Annotated in this window: 18 protein-coding genes; 11 read left to right on the top strand and 7 right to left on the bottom strand. The window is 60.9% G+C overall.

Going from position 1 to position 19,778, the window contains the following annotated elements:
- Position 1: 1 nt before the first annotated feature.
- From gspL to ACOAP0_RS05800, 5 genes are read left to right on the top strand one after another with little or no spacing between them, the layout of a single operon-like run.
- Positions 2-1,213, top strand: coding sequence for a type II secretion system protein GspL (gspL, locus tag ACOAP0_RS05780; RefSeq protein ID WP_498375214.1), 1,212 nt, complete (start codon positions 2-4; stop codon positions 1,211-1,213).
- Positions 1,210-1,698, top strand: coding sequence for a type II secretion system protein M (locus ACOAP0_RS05785; protein WP_498375213.1), 489 nt, complete (start codon positions 1,210-1,212; stop codon positions 1,696-1,698). The genes gspL and ACOAP0_RS05785 overlap by 4 nt, the downstream gene beginning before the upstream one ends.
- Positions 1,699-1,702: 4 nt before the next feature.
- Positions 1,703-2,563 (top strand): type II secretion system protein N, encoded by an 861-nt coding sequence (gene gspN, locus ACOAP0_RS05790; RefSeq protein WP_498391339.1) that lies wholly within the window; start codon positions 1,703-1,705, stop codon positions 2,561-2,563.
- A gap of 3 nt (positions 2,564-2,566) precedes the next feature.
- Positions 2,567-4,702 (top strand): type II secretion system secretin GspD, encoded by a 2,136-nt coding sequence (gene gspD / locus ACOAP0_RS05795; protein ID WP_498375211.1) that lies wholly within the window; start codon positions 2,567-2,569, stop codon positions 4,700-4,702.
- 9 nt (positions 4,703-4,711) lie between these two features.
- Positions 4,712-6,100 carry a GspE/PulE family protein gene (locus ACOAP0_RS05800; protein WP_498375210.1) on the top strand — a complete coding sequence of 463 codons (1,389 nt, stop codon included), beginning with the start codon at positions 4,712-4,714 and terminating at the stop codon, positions 6,098-6,100.
- Between the two features lie 15 nt (positions 6,101-6,115).
- Here ACOAP0_RS05800 and ACOAP0_RS05805 read toward each other — a convergent pair whose 3' ends face one another.
- On the bottom strand, positions 6,116-7,036 hold the full coding sequence (locus ACOAP0_RS05805) for a LysR family transcriptional regulator (RefSeq protein ID WP_498391340.1): 921 nt from the start codon (positions 7,034-7,036) through the stop codon (positions 6,116-6,118).
- A gap of 214 nt (positions 7,037-7,250) precedes the next feature.
- Between ACOAP0_RS05805 and ACOAP0_RS05810 the strand changes: the two genes are divergently transcribed.
- On the top strand, positions 7,251-7,754 hold the full coding sequence (locus ACOAP0_RS05810; protein WP_498375208.1) for a DUF4148 domain-containing protein: 504 nt from the start codon (positions 7,251-7,253) through the stop codon (positions 7,752-7,754).
- Positions 7,755-7,812: 58 nt separating this feature from the next.
- Here the strand turns inward: ACOAP0_RS05810 and ACOAP0_RS05815 are convergent, their stop codons facing one another.
- A complete protein-coding gene (locus tag ACOAP0_RS05815; protein ID WP_498376089.1) occupies positions 7,813-8,802 on the bottom strand; it encodes a lipase secretion chaperone in 990 nt (329 codons plus the stop codon).
- On the bottom strand, positions 8,802-9,734 hold the full coding sequence (locus ACOAP0_RS05820) for a lipase family alpha/beta hydrolase (RefSeq protein WP_498375207.1): 933 nt from the start codon (positions 9,732-9,734) through the stop codon (positions 8,802-8,804). The genes ACOAP0_RS05815 and ACOAP0_RS05820 overlap by 1 nt, the downstream gene beginning before the upstream one ends.
- Before the next feature lie 237 nt (positions 9,735-9,971).
- Between ACOAP0_RS05820 and gspF the strand changes: the two genes are divergently transcribed.
- From gspF to ACOAP0_RS05845, 5 genes are all read left to right on the top strand, one after another.
- Positions 9,972-11,195, top strand: coding sequence for a type II secretion system inner membrane protein GspF (gene gspF, locus ACOAP0_RS05825; protein WP_087497257.1), 1,224 nt, complete (start codon positions 9,972-9,974; stop codon positions 11,193-11,195).
- Between the two features lie 11 nt (positions 11,196-11,206).
- Complete coding sequence (locus ACOAP0_RS05830; protein ID WP_498375206.1) at positions 11,207-12,013, top strand: SPFH domain-containing protein; 807 nt, start codon at positions 11,207-11,209, stop codon at positions 12,011-12,013.
- A gap of 9 nt (positions 12,014-12,022) precedes the next feature.
- Positions 12,023-12,916: a 5'-nucleotidase gene (locus ACOAP0_RS05835; protein ID WP_087495057.1), complete on the top strand. Its 894-nt coding sequence runs from the start codon at positions 12,023-12,025 to the stop codon at positions 12,914-12,916.
- Between the two features lie 92 nt (positions 12,917-13,008).
- On the top strand, positions 13,009-13,260 hold the full coding sequence (locus ACOAP0_RS05840) for a hypothetical protein (protein ID WP_498375205.1): 252 nt from the start codon (positions 13,009-13,011) through the stop codon (positions 13,258-13,260).
- 94 nt (positions 13,261-13,354) lie between these two features.
- A complete protein-coding gene (locus ACOAP0_RS05845; RefSeq protein WP_498375204.1) occupies positions 13,355-15,178 on the top strand; it encodes an ABC transporter ATP-binding protein/permease in 1,824 nt (607 codons plus the stop codon).
- Here ACOAP0_RS05845 and queC read toward each other — a convergent pair.
- The 4 genes from queC to ACOAP0_RS05865 all read right to left on the bottom strand — a co-directional run bounded on the left by queC (position 15,136) and on the right by ACOAP0_RS05865 (position 19,724).
- On the bottom strand, positions 15,136-15,873 hold the full coding sequence (gene queC, locus ACOAP0_RS05850; RefSeq protein ID WP_498375203.1) for a 7-cyano-7-deazaguanine synthase QueC: 738 nt from the start codon (positions 15,871-15,873) through the stop codon (positions 15,136-15,138). The two genes, ACOAP0_RS05845 and queC, sit on opposite strands and share 43 nt — an antisense overlap.
- Positions 15,874-15,939: 66 nt before the next feature.
- Complete coding sequence (locus ACOAP0_RS05855) at positions 15,940-16,437, bottom strand: hypothetical protein (protein WP_498375202.1); 498 nt, start codon at positions 16,435-16,437, stop codon at positions 15,940-15,942.
- A 190-nt stretch (positions 16,438-16,627) separates the two neighbouring features.
- Complete coding sequence (locus tag ACOAP0_RS05860) at positions 16,628-18,223, bottom strand: methyl-accepting chemotaxis protein (protein WP_498375201.1); 1,596 nt, start codon at positions 18,221-18,223, stop codon at positions 16,628-16,630.
- 55 nt (positions 18,224-18,278) lie between these two features.
- Positions 18,279-19,724, bottom strand: coding sequence for a DUF4139 domain-containing protein (locus ACOAP0_RS05865; protein ID WP_498375200.1), 1,446 nt, complete (start codon positions 19,722-19,724; stop codon positions 18,279-18,281).
- Positions 19,725-19,778 lie beyond the last annotated feature (54 nt).

Raw genomic sequence — 19,778 nt, forward strand, 5'->3', positions numbered from 1 at the left:
CATGCGCCCGCTCCTTGTCATGCCCCCAGCCCCCCACGCACCAGATGGTGCGATGTGGGATTGCGTGCGCAGCGACATCCTACAGTCCACACAGCAAAGCGCCGCGACCCCAGCCGCAAGCGGCAACGCAGAGACCATACTGATCGTCCCGGCAGCCGCCCTGTCCTGGCACCGGGTGAGCCTGCCGCCCGGCTTGTTGGTGCGTAACGGACAGGCCCGCAACCCGGCCAAACTGCGTGCCGTTTTGGAAGGCTTGCTGGAAGACCAGTTGCTCGATGAACCCGCGCAGCTGCATCTGGCAGTTCAAGCGAACGCCGGCGAATCTGGCGCCCTCTGGGTGGCCGCCTGCCAAAGGGTGTGGCTCAAGAACACGTTAAGCGCGCTGACGGGTGCCGGGCACACCGTACGCCGCATAGCCCCAGAATGGGCGCCATCGACCCTCTCGGACTCCCCAACCACGCTCTGGCTCACCGGAGAGGCCGAGGGCGCCGAGCTGGTGTGGGCAGACCACGCTGGTGTGTATCGCCGCATCGTGCCTCCCAGCAATACAAGCTCCGGTACAGCGCCGGCCGCTTTGCCCACAGACGCTGCCGTGTATGCGGAGCCGGCCTGCGCTGCTTTGGCCGAGCAGCTGCTGCACCGCGAAGTCACCGTGCAGCACCGCGCCCAAAGACTGCAAAGCTGCACCGATACGGACTGGAACCTCGCCCAAGGGGAATTCGCCACCCGCAACGCCGCACTACGCCGTGCGGGTGACGCTGCGCTGATGCTGTGGCAGGCGCCCGCATGGCGGCCCGCCCGCTGGGCATTTGCGCTGCTCTGTGCCGTTCAGGTCGCAGGCCTGAACGCACAAGCATGGCAAGCCCGCCAAGCCCTGAGCAGCCAGCGCAGCGCCATCCAGAACGTGCTGCTCACCACTTTTCCCAACACGACGGTAGTGGTGGATGCGCCGCTGCAAATGCAACGCGCCGTAGACGCATTAGGCCAAAGCAGTGGCCAGGCCCAATCGCGCGACCTGGAGCGCATTTTGGAGGCTTTTGGCGCGCTGGCGCCCGCCAATGGTGCGCCAGCAGCTATTGAATTTGTAGCGGGAGAGCTGCGCTTGAGCGCTTTCAATGCAGACGCCGAGGACACACAGCGCCTGCGCGACGGACTGCAATCCCGCGGCTACCGCACCCGCCTGGACGGCAACGCCTTGGTGGTCAGCCCATGAGCCGCAGCGACACATCCCCCTCGGCCGCCGCATTCTGGTGGGCACAACGCCCGGCCCGTGAGCAGCGCTTGCTGACCCTGGCCGCCGTGTTGGTGCTGGGTACATTGCTCTGGACCGTGGGCATCGCACCGGCCCTGCGCACCGTCAAAGCCTACCCTGCCCAGCGTGGCACGCTGGATGCACAGCTGCAGTCCATGCAAGCCTTGCAGATGCGCGCGCAGAACCTCAAAGGCCAGCCCGCCGTCGATGGCCGTGCCGCGCAAGCCGCCTTGCAAAGCACTGTGGCAAGCCTGGGCACCAAGGCCAACCTGTTGGTCATCGGGCAGCAAGCGACCGTCACCTTCAGAGGCCTGGACGCTGCCGTGCTGGCACAGTGGCTGGCCCGCGCCCGCAGCGAGGCGCGTCTGGTACCCGCACAAGCCAAGCTGAGCCGCGAAGGCAGCAGTTGGAGCGGCACCGTGCAATTCAACTTGCCGGGAGGCTGAGACCATGGCCGCAAACCCGCTATTGCTCCGCACCCCCCTGCCCGTGCTCACCGAGCGGGCGAGCAGCGTGCGCACCTCGCGCTATCGCGCACCGTGGGCCTGGGCCGTCAGCGGTATCACCCTAGGCCTGCTGGCCGGAACATTGGTGTTTGCACCTGCGCGTTGGCTAGCCGCGGGACTGGATTGGGCGGGCTCGCCTTTGCAACTGCACAACGCCCAAGGCACGCTCTGGAATGGGAGCGGCCAGCTGACATTCCAAAGCGACGCCCAAGGCAGTACCGCCCTGCCGGGCCAGCTGGAATGGACCTTGCGCCCGGCATGGATTCACCAGCAACCCGGCCTGCGGGTGCAATGGCGTGCCGACTGCTGCCTGAGCCAGCCGTGGATCTGGCGTATCAGCACCGACCTGCACACCGTACAGCTCCAGACCGACGACCTGCCTTCCAGCCAGCCTCTGCGGATGCCAGCATCTATGCTGACCGGGCTCGGCACGCCCTGGAACACCATGCAACCCCAAGGCCGGCTGGAACTCAGCACACGCGCACTGGACATTCGGGGAGGTACCGAGGGCTTGCAACTACAAGGCGCCCTGCAGCTCGATGCGCTGGGCGTGAGCACCAGCCTGTCCACCCTGAAGCCCATAGGGAGCTACCGATTTGCCTTGCACGGGGCCACCCATCCGGATCTGACCTTGAGCACGTTGGAAGGGGCTTTGCAGTTGCGTGGAAGCGGTGTCATCCAGAACCGGCGTGTTGTTTTTGACGGAGAAGCGACCGCCGCTGATGGCCGGGAAGATGCGCTTTCCAATTTGCTGAATATCATCGGGCAGCGCCAAGGCGCAAGGTCTCTGATTCACCTGGGTTAAGGAATGCCACAACAACATCAGCCCCCGCAACGGCGCATCACCACCATTGCTATTCAATTGATAGCTGCTGGCGCACTGTGCACGGGCGCCAGTGGCCTATTTAGCACCCAATCTTGGGCGCAGACAAATGCAGGGACTCCGGCAGCCAAGCGCGGCGAACCGATTACTCTGAACTTCAGCAACGCCGAGATCGAAGCCGTGGCCCGCACCATGGCCACCCTCACTGGGCGCAATGTGGTGGTGGATCCCCGCGTCAAAGGCACCATGACACTGGTGTCGGACAGCCCCATGTCCCCCGCCCGCGCATACAACCACTTTCTGGCCGTGTTGCGCACCATGGGCTACACCGTGGTGCAGGCCGACGGTCTCGACAAAGTGGTGCCTGAGGCAGACGCCAAATTGTTGGGCGGCAGCGTAGCCTCCACCGACAGCGGCATGGCCAACGCGCCGGGCAACCAGCTGGTGACGCAAATCATCAAGCTGCAGTTCGAAAACGCGAACAACCTGGTGGCGGTGCTGCGCCCGCTGATCAACCCCAACAACCCGATCAATGTGAACCCGGCGACCAATTCGCTGGTGATCACCGACTACGCCGACAACCTGAGGCGCCTAGCCCGCATCGTGGCAGCGCTGGATGTGCCCAATGCCACGGATGTGGAAGTCATAACGCTTAAGAATGCCAGTGCCACGGACCTCGCACCCTTGGTGTTGCGGCTGATGGAAAGCTCCGGTGCGGGCGCCGCTGGTGGAACCGCGGATGCGAGCTTCAAGACGACTGTGGTCGCTGAACCCCGTAGCAACACCTTGATCGTGCGTGCAGCCAACCAAGCCCGCCTGGCTTTGGCACGCAACCTGATCGACAAGCTAGACCAGCCGATGGCGGGGGCCAATGGCGCTGCAGGCAATATTTATGTGGTCTACCTGAAGAACGCGAACGCCACCCAACTGGCTACCACCCTGCGCGCGGCCATCAGTGCGACAGGTTCGACAAGCAGCAGTTCGCCTTCACCGGCTACCCCAACGGCTGCCGCCACGCCGGGAGCTGGCGGCGCCAACCTGGGCGCAGCCGCAGCACCCAGCACCGGCGGGCAGATCCAGGCCGACCCGGCCACCAACTCCCTCATCATCACTGCCAGCGAACCGCAGTACCGGCAGTTACGCGCCGTCATCGACAAGCTCGATGCCCGCCGCGCGCAGGTGTTTGTGGAAAGCCTGATTGCCGAGGTGAGCGCCGACAAGGCGGCGGAATTCGGCATTCAGTGGCAAGGCGCGCTGGGCAATGCAGGCGACAGCGCCATCGGTGTGCTGGGCACCAACTTCGGCAGCGCGGGCAGCAACATCATCAGCCTGGCCGCCGCGGGTGCATCCGGCACCGTGTCACCCGCCAAGGGGCTGAACATAGGCGCGGCGAACCGGACGAATGGGGTGTATGTGCTGGGATTTCTGGCCCGATTCCTGGAATCGACAGGTAGCGGCAATGTGCTCTCCACCCCCAATTTGCTGACCCTGGACAACGAAGAGGCCAAGATCGTCATCGGGCAGAACGTGCCCTTTGTGACTGGCCAGTTCACCAACACCGGCAGCAACGGTGGCAGCGTGAACCCCTTCCAGACGATTGAACGCAAGGACGTAGGCCTGACGCTCAAGGTCAAACCGCAAATCAGTGAGAACGGCACCATCAAGCTGGCGATTTACCAGGAGGTCTCCAGTGTCTTGGCCTCCACCGCCGGCGCTGCCAATGGCCCGACGACCAACAAACGCACCATCGAATCCAACGTGCTGGTGGAAGACGGCGCGGTGGTGGTGCTGGGTGGACTGCTGCAAGACGAGTACGCCGGCAACCAGGAAAAAGTGCCGGGTCTTGCCGATGTGCCGTGGTTCGGCAACCTGTTCAAGAGCGAATCCCGCAGCCGCAAGAAAACCAACCTGATGGTGTTTCTGCGCCCGGTGGTGGTGCGAGATGCCACGGCCACTCAGGCACTATCTAACGAACGTTATGAGCAGATGCGCAGCTCTCAGCAGGGCGCCCAACCGGAGCCCAGCAATACGATGCCAGTCAATGAAGCGCCAGTGTTGCCGGGGCTGCCCGCCAAGCCGGTCGCTGCGGCGCCTGTGCCGCCGGTAGCGCCTGCGCAATAAGCCCGGCCCATGCGCTACCCGCTGCCCTACGCCTTTGCGCGCACCCAGCAGTTGCTGCTGGAAGACGATAACGAGCGTCTGAGCTTGTGGGTCCATGGCGCGACACCGCCGTCGGCCATCTCGGAGGTGATGCGCAAATACCGTATCGACAGCCTGCAAACCCAGGATGCGGCGGAACTGATCCAGCGCATTAGCGTGGCCTACGCCCAGGGCGAATCGAGCGCGGCCACGGTGATGAATGAGGTGCAGGGCGAAGCGGACCTGAGCCGCATGATGCAGGAGTTGCCCGCCGTCGAAGACTTGTTGGAAACCGCGGATGACGCGCCCATCATCCGCATGCTAAATGCGCTGCTGACGCAAGCAGCCCGTGACGGTGCGAGCGACATCCACATTGAGCCCTACGAACGCAATTCGTCCGTCCGCTTCCGGGTGGATGGCAGCTTGCGTGAAGTGGTGCAAGCCCACCGAGCGCTGCATGCGGCCCTGATCTCGCGTCTCAAAATCATGGCTGATCTGGATATCTCGGAAAAGCGCCTGCCGCAAGACGGGCGCATTTCCTTGCGGATCGGGACCCGTGCCGTGGATGTGCGTGTTAGCACCCTGCCCAGCGCCCACGGCGAACGCGCGGTGCTGCGCCTCTTGGATAAAAGTCAGGACCAGCGCAGCCTGGAAGCCGTGGGCATGCAGGGCGATGTGCTGCGCCGCTTTGAGGGCCTGATTGCCCAGCCGCACGGCATCATTCTCGTAACGGGCCCCACAGGTTCGGGCAAGTCCACCACGCTGTATGCCTCTCTGGGCCGGTTGGACGCCGCTCGCCAGAACATCATGACGGTGGAAGACCCTATCGAATACGAGCTGCCCGGCGTGGGCCAAACGCAGGTGAACCCCAAAATCGATCTGACGTTTGCCAAAGCCTTGCGCGCCATCCTGCGCCAGGACCCGGACGTGATCATGATCGGAGAAATCCGCGATTTCGAGACGGCGCAAATCGCCATTCAGGCATCGCTCACCGGTCACTTGGTGCTGGCGACTCTGCACACCAACGACTCCGCCAGCGCGGTGACGCGCTTGATCGACATGGGGGTGGAGCCATTCCTGCTGAGTTCATCGTTGCGCGGCGTGCTGGCCCAGCGGCTGGTACGCAAACTCTGCAAATCCTGCGCGGGCAAGGGTTGCGAGCAGTGCGGCCAAACGGGCTACCTGGGCCGCACCGGGGTGTTTGAGCTACTGGTGGCAGACGACGCGATTGCCGAGCTGATTCATCATAACGCTTCAGAGGCAGACATCCGCCATGCCGCCCTCCAGCAAGGCATGGTGCCGCTGCGTGACGATGGGGAACGACTGGTCAGCAGCGGCCTGACCAGTCGCGAGGAGCTGATGCGCGTGGTGCGCGACTGACAAGGGTGCGAGTCTTCAGCAGCGGGTACAGGCCTTCACCATGGCGTCCGCGCGGGCGCGGCTTTGCTCCGTCAAATACTCCAAAAACACCCTCGTGCGTTCCGGCATGAATTTGCGACTGGGTAGTGCCGCATACAAGGCCAAATGACCGCCTATCCAAGGCGACAACACCCTCACCAGCGTGCCATCGGTCAATAGTGGGGCCACCAAAGTCACTGCCGCCGAAGTAATGCCTGCGCCATCCACCGCGGCCCGCAGCAAGGTGTCGCCATGGTTGACCCAAAGCTTGGGTTTGACGGGGAACACCCCCGCCTCGTCATTGCGCTCTGTGTTCAAGAGCCGCCATTGGTCGAAGCTGACATGGGGCGTCTTGAGCCTCAGTACGTGGTGGCCAATCAGTTCGTCCGGTGTGGTGGGCGTCCCCATGCGCTTCAGATACGCGGGCGATGCGACCAGAATCGACTGGGTGGACGAAACGCGGCGCGCGATCACGTTACCGTCGTAATTGCCATCCGTTGGCAGCATGGTGATGTCGTAGTCCTCCACGGGCGGCACCGTGTAGGTATCCACATCCATGTGCAAGGAAATCTCGGGATACTTGGCCGTAAACCCCGCGATGATGGGCCCAATCACATGGGAAGCCAGTGCAGGAGGGGACAAAAGGCGAAGTTCGCCTGAAAGCTCCTGCGTTTGTGAACTGGTGAGGTCGTGCGCCTCGTCAATGTCTTGCAGGATAGTGCGCACCCGGCCCAGATAGGTCTCACCCGCCGGACTCAGAGAGACCTTTCGCGTGGTGCGGTGCAGGAGACGGGCTCCCAAAAAGTCTTCCAAGTCAGCAATCTGGCGGGTCACGGCGGCTGAAGACATGTCCAGCGCGCGGGCGGCGGCAGCGAAGCCGCCTTCATCCACCACTTTCTGGAAAACCCGCATTGACATCAATCGGTCCATGGGTCTCTTTTCAAACTATTCAAGGACACGATTATTTCAAACTGCGTAATGGTCCACTGTCTGCAGAGGTATTTTTCAGATGGCCTTCGATCTCTAAAGTTCAACCCATCGATGAGACGCACTGGATACGCCCCCTCGATACCGGTAACGACAGACGCTGTGTCTGTCGATCGGAATCAACTTTGAATGAAGGATGTGAATCATGAAATACGCTACCGCTTCTATCGCTATCGCCGTTGCTGCCTTGCTGACCGGCCATGCACAAGCTGCTGACAACACAGGCAAAACCCGCGAGCAAGTCCGTGCTGAATTGGCTGAAGCCCAACGCACCGGTAACATCGTCGTGAACAACGGCTCCGGCCAGGTTTTCAAGCTCAATGAGCAGTTTGCAAGCTTCTACCCCGTAGCCAACGTCGAGACCAGCAAGACACGTGCACAAGTCCTGTCTGAGCTTGCTGCGGCCCAACGCACCGGCGACATCTTGGTAAACAACGGCTCAGGACAGGTGAACAAACTGAACGAACAGTTCCCTACGTTCTATGCCACCAAGGTGTCCGATGCTGCAGGCAAAACACGCGCTCAAGTGGTCGCCGAATTGGCAGAAGCCCAGCGCACGGGTGACATCGCCGTGTCTTACGGCTCTGGACAAGTCAGCAAACTGAACGAACAGTTCCCGACCTTTTATCCCACCACTCGCGTGAACTAAGCATCGCGATAGGGAAACCTCAAGCCCTCCGGCCCACAAGGCCGGAGGGCTTTTTCGTTCAAGGCTCGTACGCCGCCAAGCGCTTGCGCTCCAGCTCACTGAACCGGGCCTGCTGCAAGTCTGTCAAGGCTGCTTGCTTTTCTGAGTCCGGCGCATCAGCCAGTCGCTGCAAAGCGCGAGCCCGATCACTCAAATAGCTGTCGATCCTTTGGCGCCATTGGCGCTCCTCCTGGTCCAGCTCTGCCAAACGGCCAGCGGCAGCATTGTCCAAGGTCTTGGCCCGGGCGCGAAACACCTCGTCATCCCCCGCCCCCTGCGCACGCAAAGCGGCAATTTGCGCTTCGAGCCGGATCACTGCACGAGGCGCTTCCCGGTCTTCACGCAGCATGCGCGGCATTTGCTGATCCAGCGTTGCCAGCCGGGAACGCTTGTCTGACGCGCTCAATGTCGCATCATTGGCGATCTCCAGCCGGGCCAGCGCGTCCATGTCGTTGGCGTCTTCCAGGCCGAACATGGCCTGTGTCTCTTCCGCACTGAAGTAGTTGTCACGCAACCTCTGCATGGCCAGGAACCGGGCGCGCAAACTGCGCTCGGCTTCAGGCTTTTTCGCGTAATCCTGCTCCAGCCGGAGCAATGCAGCTTTGAAGGTGATATACCGGTCCAACAAGCGCTGGGCCTGAGGCAACTGGACGGGTCTGAGGTTCTCGGCCAGAACCTGCTGTATCTGGCGCGTGATTTCTGGAATGGTTTGCTCGCCGACAGTGCTGAGGTAGTAGTCAAACAATCGCTTGAGCTCCCCATACGCCAGTGTGCTGCAGCCGGCCTCGCGGCACTGACCCGGCAGGGGATTCAACGCGCTCGCTTGCAATGCCATCAAACCATCCGGTGCAGTACCCGCCAAAGAAAGCGCCGGTTGCCTGTATTCCACGGAGGGCGGGTTTGAGGCGTCGGCTCCGCTTGGCCCCCACCCTATCCACAGGGCAAAACCCAACAAGCCCAGCAACCCCAAGGTTGCCAGGCCTGTGCGCTTGTTCCAGCGCAGTGTCATCACAAACCGGCGTTGCGCAGGCGGTTGGCCTGCTGGCGGAAGATGGTGACCGGATTGGTTTCAAACAAGTTGGTCAAGCCCACGGTCTGGTTGACCTCATCGAGGTGATTGAAGGCATAGTCATCACGGATAACGCGCCCCAGGCGGGAGGAGCAGCTGCTCACCAGTCCATCATTTTTTGCGCCCAAAAAAGCCAGGGAGGTCAGCGCCAGCGCAGGGTCCACGGGATCCAGCAGGTTGGAATACGGCTGGGCTCCGCTCCAGGAGTAATAGGCGACGCCATTGACGCTGTAGGCACCTTCACCACACGCGGATGTAGGCACACCTTGCGGATGCTTGGCATTGAATTTCAAAGTGCCCGCAGTACTCAGGGATTGTGCTGCGGCCAATGCGTTCTGGGACAAACCGCTTCCGCCCGACAAGAAGTTGATAATGGAAGCCAAGCCGTTGGTGACGGATACCAAAGCGGTGTTTTGCAAACTTCCGGGAGGTGCCACGCCCAACAACACGTCTGCCACTGCAGACCCTTTGTTGACCCCACCGATGCTGGTGACAGACGCCACCAGATCAGGGCGCACCGAAGCCACATAGCGCGCGGTCGGGCCGCCATGGCTGTGGCCCATCAGGTTGACCTTGGCGGCACCTGTGGCAGCCAGAATCTGGCGCACTTGGCTCAACAACTGTTCGCCACGCACCTCCGTGCTGTTGGCTGCAGCCACTTGCACCACATACACCTTCGCCCCGTCGGCGCGCAGTGCAGAGGGAATGCCGTAGAAGTATTCAACGGGACCGATGTTGTCAAATCCGAACAAGCCGTGCACCAGCACGATGGGGTACTTGGTCTGGGTATAGCCGGCCGCCTGCGCTGCCGATGGAAGTAGGCCGATAGCCAGCGCGCATGCGGCAAGCCAGCCCATCACGATTCGCTTCATGTTTGTCTCCTCGGGACCTCTGTGGGTCGATGGTGTTGAAGGGATGTCAATGGAATAGAAGAACCGTTGCGACCTCTGGGGTGGGGGCGCTGTCGCGGGTGATGGATTGCCTGCTGCTTGTGTCGTAGGGCGACCATCAAAATAGCACGGTCGTGCTTTTATTGGAGTATGTGCGCAAGATATGTTTTTGTCATGGTGGAAAACCCGTGGCATGCGGCACCCCGCTACCATTGCGCCATGCCCGCCTTCTCCTACCAAGCCCTTGATGCCGATGGCAAGACCCGCACCGGCGTGGTGGAGGCTGACGCCGCCAAGTCAGCGCGCTCGCTGTTGCGGGCCCAACAGCTGGTGCCTTTGCAGGTGCAGGCACTCAGTGGCGACAAGCTGGATGGCAGCACTTCCAGCCGCAGTAGCTGGGGCCAACGCGCCTTCAGCAACAACCAACGGACCGTATGGACCCGCCAATTGGCAGGACTGGTATCTGCCGGCCTGCCCCTTGAACGCGCCCTGAGCTCGCTGGCTGAGGAAGCCGAAACTCCGGCTCAACGCGACGTGGTGGCCACCATCCGCTCCGAGGTGAATGGCGGCAAGCCATTGGGCACGGCATTGGCCCAGCACCCCAAAGAGTTTTCTGACATTTATGTGGCCGTGGTCAGCGCCGGTGAGCAAAGCGGCCAATTGGGTCTGGTGCTGGAGCGGCTGGCCGACGATCTGGAAGAGCAGCAAAACTTGTCTTCCAAACTCATGGGCGCGGCGCTCTACCCGGCCATTGTCAGCGTGGTGGCGCTGGTCATCGTGCTGTTTTTGCTGGCCTATGTGGTGCCGCAAATCGCCAATGTGTTCGCCGGCTCCAAACAAGCTTTGCCGTGGTTGACGCGGGTGATGCTGGCCATCAGTGACGCGGTGCGCAGCTATGGACTGCTCGCGCTGATTGCTATTATTTCAGGAGCTGCTTGCGCACGTATCGCTTGGGCGGGAGCCGCTTTCCGATCCAAAGTGGATGCCGCTTGGTTGCGCCTGCCGGTATTGGGCCGCATGTCCCGCAGCTACAACGCAGCGCGCTTTGCCAGCACCCTTGCCATGTTGGCAGCCGCGGGCGTGCCCATCCTCAAAGCCCTGCAAGCTGCCGCCGAAACCCTGAGCAACCGAGCGATGCGCGACGATGCTCTCGAGGCCCTGACGCTGGTACGTGAAGGTGCGCCACTGGCCAGTGCCCTGGCGCGCAACCAGCGCTTCCCGGCGCTGTTGAGCATGTTCGCCCGCCTGGGTGAGCAAACCGGTCGCCTGCCCCATATGCTGGACCGCGCAGCGCTGCAGTTACGCACTGAGGTGCAGCGCCGTGCCCTGCAACTGGCGACGCTACTGGAGCCATTGCTTATCGTCGCCATGGGTCTGGTAGTCATGCTGATCGTGCTCGCAGTGCTGATGCCCATCATCCAACTCAATCAGCTCGTCAAATAAAAGGAGGTCTCGTGCAACTGCGTTCTCTGACTCTCTCTCTGGCGCTCGTCGCCGGTCTGATCACCCTCAGCGGCTGTACCCGCATTGAATCCGGCGAAGTGGGTTTGCGTATCAACTTCGACAAAACCGTGGACCCGACCGAGCGGCTACCGGGCTCGTTCAACCAGACCGTCATCGGCGAAATCCTGACCTTCAAGATTCAGGATGTTGCAGTCGGCGTAGACAACATGACGCCGCTGGCCTCAGACAACTCCACCATCAAAGACTTCGACATGACCGTGGTCTACAACGTGAACCCCTCGGCCGTGTCTGAGCTGTGGACCACCAAGAACCGCACCTTCCACGGCATCTCTGACAAAGGCGGCGACATTCTGCTGATGCAGAACTACGTGGCGCTGAGCGCCCGCAACGCTGCGTACAAAGTGGCACGGGGTTACGAGTCGCTCAAGATGGCGGACAACCGGCCATTGATGGAACAACAAATCCGCGAGAACATCATCAAAACCCTGACGGACGAGAAGCTGGGTGACAAGATCACCGTATCTCAAGTGCAGGTGCGTGCGATCACGCCGGCCGATGTCATTGTGCAAAGCGCCAATGAACTGGTGCGTGCCCAGAACGAACTCAAGACCAAAGAGGTGGAAGTGCAAACCGCCAAGAAAGAAGCGGAGCGCATTGCAGCCCTGAACGCCAATGCAGGCGCCATCGGCTACATGAATGCCATGGCTAACCTGAAAATTGCCGAAGGCGTGGCCAACGGCAAAGTGCAAACCATTGTGGTGCCCTACGACTTCAAGGGCATCGTGAACGCGAAATAAGGATTCCCCATGGGACTGACCCTCGACGGCAAGCTGGTGGTCGCCATCTCCAGCCGTGCCTTGTTTGACTTCGAAGAAGAGAACCAGGTCTTCGAACAAACCGACGACCACGCCTACATGCAGCTCCAGCGCGAGCGGCTGGACGTACCTGCAAAACCGGGGGTCGCCTTTTCGCTGGTGAAAAAGCTGCTGGCCTTCAACGAAACTCCGTCGCAGCGGGTAGAGGTGGTCATCCTTTCGCGCAACGACCCCGTCAGCGGCTTGCGCGTCATGCGCAGTGCGGCGCACTATGCGCTGCCCATCATTCGTTGCTCGTTCACCCGAGGCGAGTCGCCCTGGCGCTATCTCAAGCCTTTGCGGGCTAACCTGTTTTTGAGCACCCACCTCAAAGACGTGCGCGACGCCCTGGCCGCTGGTGTGCCTGCTGCGCAGGTCTACCCCCACAGCGCACATGCCAGCGACGCACACCCCGCCGAAGTTCGCATTGCCTTTGACGGCGACGCCGTGCTTTTCAGCGACGAGGCAGAGCAGGTGTACCAGAGCGGCGGCCTAACCGCTTTCCAGAAACACGAGATGGACAAGGTGGGCCAGCCCCTGCCCGACGGCCCCTTCAAGCCCCTGCTGGTCGCCCTGCACCGCATGCAACAGGCCGCCATTCCGCACATGCGTATCCGCACGGCGCTGGTCACCGCCCGCAGTGCACCCGCGCACGAACGCGCCATCCGCACCCTGATGGACTGGAACATTGAAGTCGACGAAGCCATGTTCCTGGGCGGCCTCGACAAAGGCGAATTCCTGCGCGAGTTCGAGCCGGACTTTTTCTTTGACGACCAGACAGGACACATCGAATCTGCAGCCCGTCATGTCCCCAGCGGCCATGTGGCAAGTGGCGTGCGCAACTAGATTTGTTTCAAGCGTGTAAAAGCCGGAGCTGCTTTGGTAAACCAATGTAAAACCGACTGACACGCAGGACATGCAGGTCTATCCTGCATGCCATGTCCTTCGCACGCATTCCCCCCAACTCACCTGCCCCCCCGCGCAGCAGGGATGCGGCGCATGAGCACCCCGGTGTCGAGCAGACCTTGTCCGCCAACGCGGAAGCGTGGCGACGACTGGCAATAGTGGGTTACCACCGCGCCTCCGAGCTGGTGCGTGCGCGACAACCAGCCAGCGCCCCCCATGACCCGGCTGACGGTCACGAGGCGCCCTCCAGCGACCCGCACCAGAGCGGTTTTCAAAGCCTATAGGCCTCGGGCTATTCGGCGGGCGCTAATATCCCGCTAGCTTCAGGCTTGGTGCAACCCGCACGGCCGGCCCCGACTTCCAACCGAGACTTTCTGCATGGCATTTGTGGCATCCGCGTCCGCCAAATGGGCGACGTTCAAAGCATTCATTCTTCGCGCCGTGGCACTGTCCACTCCCTACTTTTCGTCGGAAGACAAATGGAAGGCCCGCGGCATGCTGGCGGCTATCGTGGCCCTCAACCTCGCGCTGGTTTACATGGCAGTGGTTTTCAATGACTGGAACCGGCTTTTCTATGACTCGCTGCAGGAAAAGAATGCCGCCGTCTTCTGGGAGCAATTGGGCCGCTTCACCTACCTCGCGTTCGGCTTCATCGTCATCGCGGTCTACAAGTTCTACCTGACGCAGCTGCTCGAGATGCGTTGGCGCGCGTGGATGACCAACCACTACCTGCACAAGTGGATGTCACACCAGGCTTTTTATCGCTTGGAGTTGGCGCGTTTCGCGCCATCCGCACACGCCCACGGTGCCAACCCGGACAACCCCGACCAGCGTATCCAGGAGGACATCAACCAGTTCACGACCTTCACCATCTCCTTGAGCATGGGGCTGTTGAATTCCGTGGTCACTTTGGTGAGCTTTGTGGGAATTTTGTGGTCGCTCTCAGGCGCCTTTGCTTTCACATTGGCCGGGCAGCAATACTCCATACCCGGCTTCATGGTCTGGATGGCGGTGCTGTACTGCGCTGTAGGAAGCGTGATTACCCATTACATCGGCCGCAAGCAAATCCCCCTCAACTTCGAACAGCAGCGCGTGGAGGCGGACTTCCGCCACCACATGGTGCGCGCCCGCGAATACAGCGAATCCATTGCCTTTGATCGTGGCGAGAACGTAGTGCGCGAGCAGATGGCCCAGCGTTTCAGCCGGGTACTGGCCAACAACCTGGCGCTCATCAAGGCGCAGAAGGGCTTGATCTGGTTCACCAGTTTCTTCGGGCAAGCCGCCGTGGTGTTTCCGTTTGTGGTGGCAGCACCGCGCTTCTTTAGCGGTGCCATTCAACTGGGACAACTCACGCAAATATCTGGCGCATTCGGACAGGTCCAAGGGTCACTGAGCTGGTTTGTGGACACTTACAGCAGCCTGGCCAGCTGGCGCGCCACGACCGACCGGCTGACCGGCTTTGAAGAGTCTTTCAAGGCGCTGGCGCAGGTGGAACATGCGCAAGCAGCTACCAAAACTATAGCAACCGCAGGTCCTTTGGATACTGAGCCTCTGCGCATTGCCCTTCCCAACGGCACCACGCTGCTGGAACACACCCGACTGCATGCACAACCGGGCGACCGCATTCTGTTGCAAGGCCCGTCAGGCAGTGGCAAATCCACCCTGTTCCGCACGCTGGCCGGCATCTGGCCCTACGCGCAAGGGGCGGTGGATTTGCCCGCTGACAGCATGTTCTTGCCTCAGCGTGCTTACTTCCCCAACGGGCCCTTGCGGGAGGCGCTCGCCTACCCGGAGGCGGCTACCCGCTACAGCGACGCCGAGTTGCAGCAGGCGCTGCGTGATGCGCTGCTGCCCCAACTAGCCGACGCGCTCGACACCGTGGATGCCTGGAGCCAGAAGCTCTCGGGTGGGGAACAACAGCGCCTGGCGATTGCCCGCGTGCTGCTCAAGAAGCCGCAATGGCTGTTTGCAGATGAAGCCACCAGCGCGCTGGACGAAGCAGCCGAAGCCGCCCTCTACCAGCGCCTGTGCGATTTGGTGACCGAGCGGGGCGGTGCTCTGGTGTCCATCGCCCACCGGCCGGGCGTAGCGGCATTCCACAACCAGCGTTGGGTGTTGGAGCCTCGTGATGCTGCCGAATACGCTGGCAGCTCTGCGCCTCAGGCTGCTGCTTTGTTCACCTTGTCTACAAAGCCGGCATAACCCTTGGCCCGGAGTTCACATGCCGGGCAAGTGCCGCAGCCGTAGCCCCAAGCGTGGCGGTGGGTGCGGTCACCCAGGTAGCAGGTATGGGTGTGCTCCACCACCAAGTCCACCAAGGCTTGCCCGCCCTCAGGCACGCCGGATCGCTCGCCCAGTTCATGGGCGAGCTCCCAAGTCTGGGCCTTGTTGATCCACATGAGGGGTGTTTCGATCAGGAAGCGCTGGTCCATGCCCAGGGACAAGGCCAACTGCAGCGCCTTCATGGTGTCGTCACGACAGTCGGGGTAGCCGGAAAAGTCGGTTTCGCAGACACCGGTCACGATCACCTGCAATCCGCGGCGGTAGGCCAAAGCCGCTGCCAGTGTCATGAATAACAGGTTGCGGCCCGGCACAAAGGTGTTGGGCAGGCCATTGGCCTCCATCTTGAACGCTGTATCCCGTGTGAGGGAGGTCTCACTCACTTCACCCAGCACCGCCAGGTCCAGCAAGTGGTCTTCGCCCAGCTTCGCTGCCCATTGCGGAAAGCGGGTCTTGATCTCGCGCAGCACGTTCAGCCGCGCCTCCAGCTCCACGTTGTGGCGTTGGCGGTAGTCAAAAGCGATGGTTTCTACGCGCTCGTAGCGCGCCAGGGCGTGGGCGAGGCAGGTCGTGGAGTCCTGGCCACCGGAAAAAAGTACAAGTGCGGAGGTATGCATGACCGTGATGTTAGAACACCGCGCACCTTCTGCGCTGCGGACCCTGTGGTACAGCGCAGTCGGCTGCTACAGGTTTTCGGTCTTCTTGACCTTGCTGGGCGTGTAGACCAAGGCTTGTTTGGCCAACTGCCCCGGCACCTCGGCTGGGGATATAGGCTGAGGCGTACTCACCTGGTTCTTGACCTGCTCGATTTGGACAGCGCTGGCACTGGCCGTCCACATGGTCTTGAGGTGGTCCATCAACACCTGCGAGATGGGTTTGGGCGGAGGGTCCTCCACTTTTTCTTTCTCCGGCCGATGAATAGTCCAATCCTTGGGCACGGCTGCCTCGGAGCCCTTGATCGACGGATCAGACACGCTTTGATAAGGCGCTTCTCCGCTGGACTGGGGCTTGAGTGCCGGGTTCACCTTGTCAATCACGTCCGGCGTGGACTCGATCGACGAGGTGGCACTCACAGACGGGTTGACCGGAGCAACTGGGATAACCCTATTTGCCCCAGACGACACCGCGTCTGCGCCGGCGGGGCGCATGTTCGGGGTTCGTTCAATGGTTGGCAGTTGCATTTTGGGTAGGCCTTTCGGCCCCTCCGGTGGCTTTTAGGAGTTGACGTACGTTTCTTAACGGCAGATTTAGGGGGTTATTTAGGCCTTTTTCCAAAAATATTCGAAAAAAATTGCCAAGACCCGGGCCCAAAGCACGCTCTATTGCACCAAAGAGGTGCAAACCCCGCATTGCACGGGGTTGTCGGGTTCGTCAGGCGGGCTCGAAGCCCAGAAGTGCAGCCGGACCGACGCCGGAAGTCGCGGGTGCTGAAGGCAAGGTAAACCTCCCCACCAATTGATCCAGCAATGCAGCCTGTTCACGCAGGGAAGCCGCCGCCGCTGCGCTCTGCTCCACCAATGCGGCATTCTGCTGGGTCATTTGTTCCAACTCACTGACCGCCGCGCTTACTTCATGCATGTCCTGGCTTTGCTCAGCAGTGGATGCAGTGATTTCCGCAATGATTCCACTGACTTTCTGCACCGCCTCCACCACGCCTTGGATGGTTTGTCCGGCGCCGTCTACGAGCTGCGAGCCGTGCTCCACACTTTCCACCGAACTGGTGATCAGGGTTTTGATCTCCTTGGCGGCTTCGGCACTGCGACCGGCCAAGGCACGCACTTCACTGGCCACCACCGCAAAACCCCGTCCCTGCTCACCGGCTCGAGCGGCCTCGACCGCAGCATTCAGGGCCAGAATATTGGTCTGGAATGCAATGCCGTCAATCACCGAAATAATGTCAACGATCTTGCGGGATGAGCCGTGGATCGAATGCATGGTGCTCACCACTTTAGAAACCGATTCCCCGCCGTTCTCCGCAACTGAATAGGCAGAACCGGCCATGGCATTGGCTTGGCGGGCTGCCTCAGCTGACTGTTGGACGGAACCATTCAAGCGCTCCATGGAGGAAGCTGCCCGCTGCAAGTTGTAAGCCGTGGTTTCCGTCCGGTTGGAGAGATCCTGATTTCCGTGGGCAATTTCCGAACTGGCCACCGTGATGCTTCCGGTGGATTTGTGAACCTGCCCCACCAGTTCTGCCAAAGATTGAGCCATGTGCGCGAGCGAACGGAGCACGTCACCCATTTCGTCTTTGCGATCGGTGTGGATGCGCACACTCAAATCGCCTTCGCCGATGGACTTGGCGACTCTGACTACCTCGTCTAGCGGATCACATACATTGCGCTGCAACATGCGCGTCCCGATAGAGATCAATACGACGATCAAGGCCATGATGCCAGCCACGGACCACACAGTACGCATGCGCTCAGCGCCGGCCTTGTCCCGCAATGCTGTAGCGCCTTCTTCCGTCAATTTCACCAAAGCTTGCTGTGCCGCAAGAAAAGCGGTGAGCTCTGGCTGGGTGGTAGAGCGGATTTCCGCGAGAACTGCCGCGGTGTCCCCACCGGCACGCAATGATTCTGCTTTGGCAATGGACGCCTTCAACGATAGCGCCTTGACCTTGACCGCATCCAGAGCCGCCCGCTCCGCAGGGCTCTGCATCAAGCGCTCAAGATCTGCCTGCAGTTGGGTTTCTTCACGCGCACCAGACTCCCTGCCGGATATCAGTAGTTCAGATGCAGCCGCATCGGTGGACAGGGCAGCACCGATGCCACGCAAAGCTTGAGCTTGTGCCAGACCGTACCAACGGGCACTCATTTCGAGTTTGCTTTGCTGTTCCGACTGCTCGGCCACTGTCATGGCCTGGGAGCGGATGGTCCGGATAGCGGAGCCTGACGCCATGGCTACCAAAGCCACACTGACCGAAATGGCCGGCAACCAGAGTTTGAGTGCGATGCTGAAATTCTTCATACGCTCCATCCTGAATACGGGTGGCCCGCAGTATCAGGACAAAGCGCCGTGCCGGTCAATAGCGCACGAGTGTGCGGTAGGTCAAAACAGCTTTGCCTTCTGGGGGAACTGTCACCTTCCAGACAGCCATGTTTGACGCGGCCTTGGTGTGTGCCTGGCTGGTGCTCAGGATCTGCCAATCACCGGGGATGGGCTCCTGCACCGTCACAGTGACCGCTTCTTTTTTGGCGTTCTTGAGCACGATCTCATACGCACTCTCTGACACAAATCCGTATTTGCCGGCGTTGGGCAGGCGTTTGAAGTCGGTTTGCTTCTTGTCTGCCGTGACGTCAAACGCATTGCCCAGCTTGAGGCGGACCTTTTCATTTTTGGGAATGTGCTCGATCCGGTCTTCACCGATGAACTGTGCATTGCCGGCACTGTCTTTCTTGTAGACCCGGACCACACCTTTGGGCAAAGGCAAGCCCAAACGGGCATTGTCTTTGTTGTCGAACTCCAGAAACACACCTACCTTGAGCTTTTGGCCCAGCTCGCCAGACGCGCCTTGGTAGTAGTAGTCGCCACCTTGCAGCACCATTTCTTTGCGGGCAGGCACGCCGTTGGCGGAGAGCAAGGCCACCTGTTTGGTCTGATTTTCAGCGATTGTGGTCGGACGGTCTAGGGTGTAGAGGTGGTATTCGAACAAAGACTCTTCTGCCATGGAGCTGTCCGCCTTGGCCATGGCAGGAGCCGCCATCAATACCGCCCGCCCGCGAACCGCCATTTCCGGTGCAGCCTGATTCACGTCGCCGGCCACCAACTGGAGTTTGGCGTTGCGGTAAGAGGCACCACTGGTATTGGTCAACGTGACCCAGCCCGACATGTCAAGGGCATCGTCCGCAGCATTTAATTCGACCACGTAATCGGCCTTCCAGGACAGGCCACCCGTCAGGTAACTGAGCTCCACATCCTGGCTGGCTGCACCGGTGTTGTTCAAAGACATGACCAGTGTGGGGCGATCGCGGAGATTGGCTGGCACATCGTCAAAGACCAGCCGTCCGGGGACACCGGTTTCTATGCGGTCGCCGATCTTCAAGACGACTCCGTTATTGGCCGAAAGCACCGTGGCAGCTTCTACCGTTTCCTGGCCAGTTGCCGCATTCGTGCGCACGACCTTGACCTGCCGGCCTACATATTTCTCAAGCATTTTCTGGGGGGTTAGCAGGTCAAAATCAAAGTTCTGCTCCTGAACCTTCAGTGCGCCTGGCGAACTCAGGCTGCGCAGCAATGCCGTTTCAGGCCGCATACGCGCGCTTACGTCGCGGAACGCGAGAGCCAGCGGGCCGCTCTTGAAGGGAATCTTGCGCACGTCTTTCACAAGTGCCAGGTTCTCGTTATAGATGGTGACAGCGACTTCCTGCTGGTCAGCCAAGCTGCTGCGCTGCTCCACTGGTTGTGCATGGCCGGACAAAGCAAAACTGAGCAGCACACTACCGGCAGCGAGAGGAGCAGAAACGCGCATGAATATCCTTTTGTTGAAACAATCTATGCGCACAACGCCCGGGACCGAGGATGG

Source organism: Curvibacter sp. Hmag1.1, assembly GCF_059769165.1.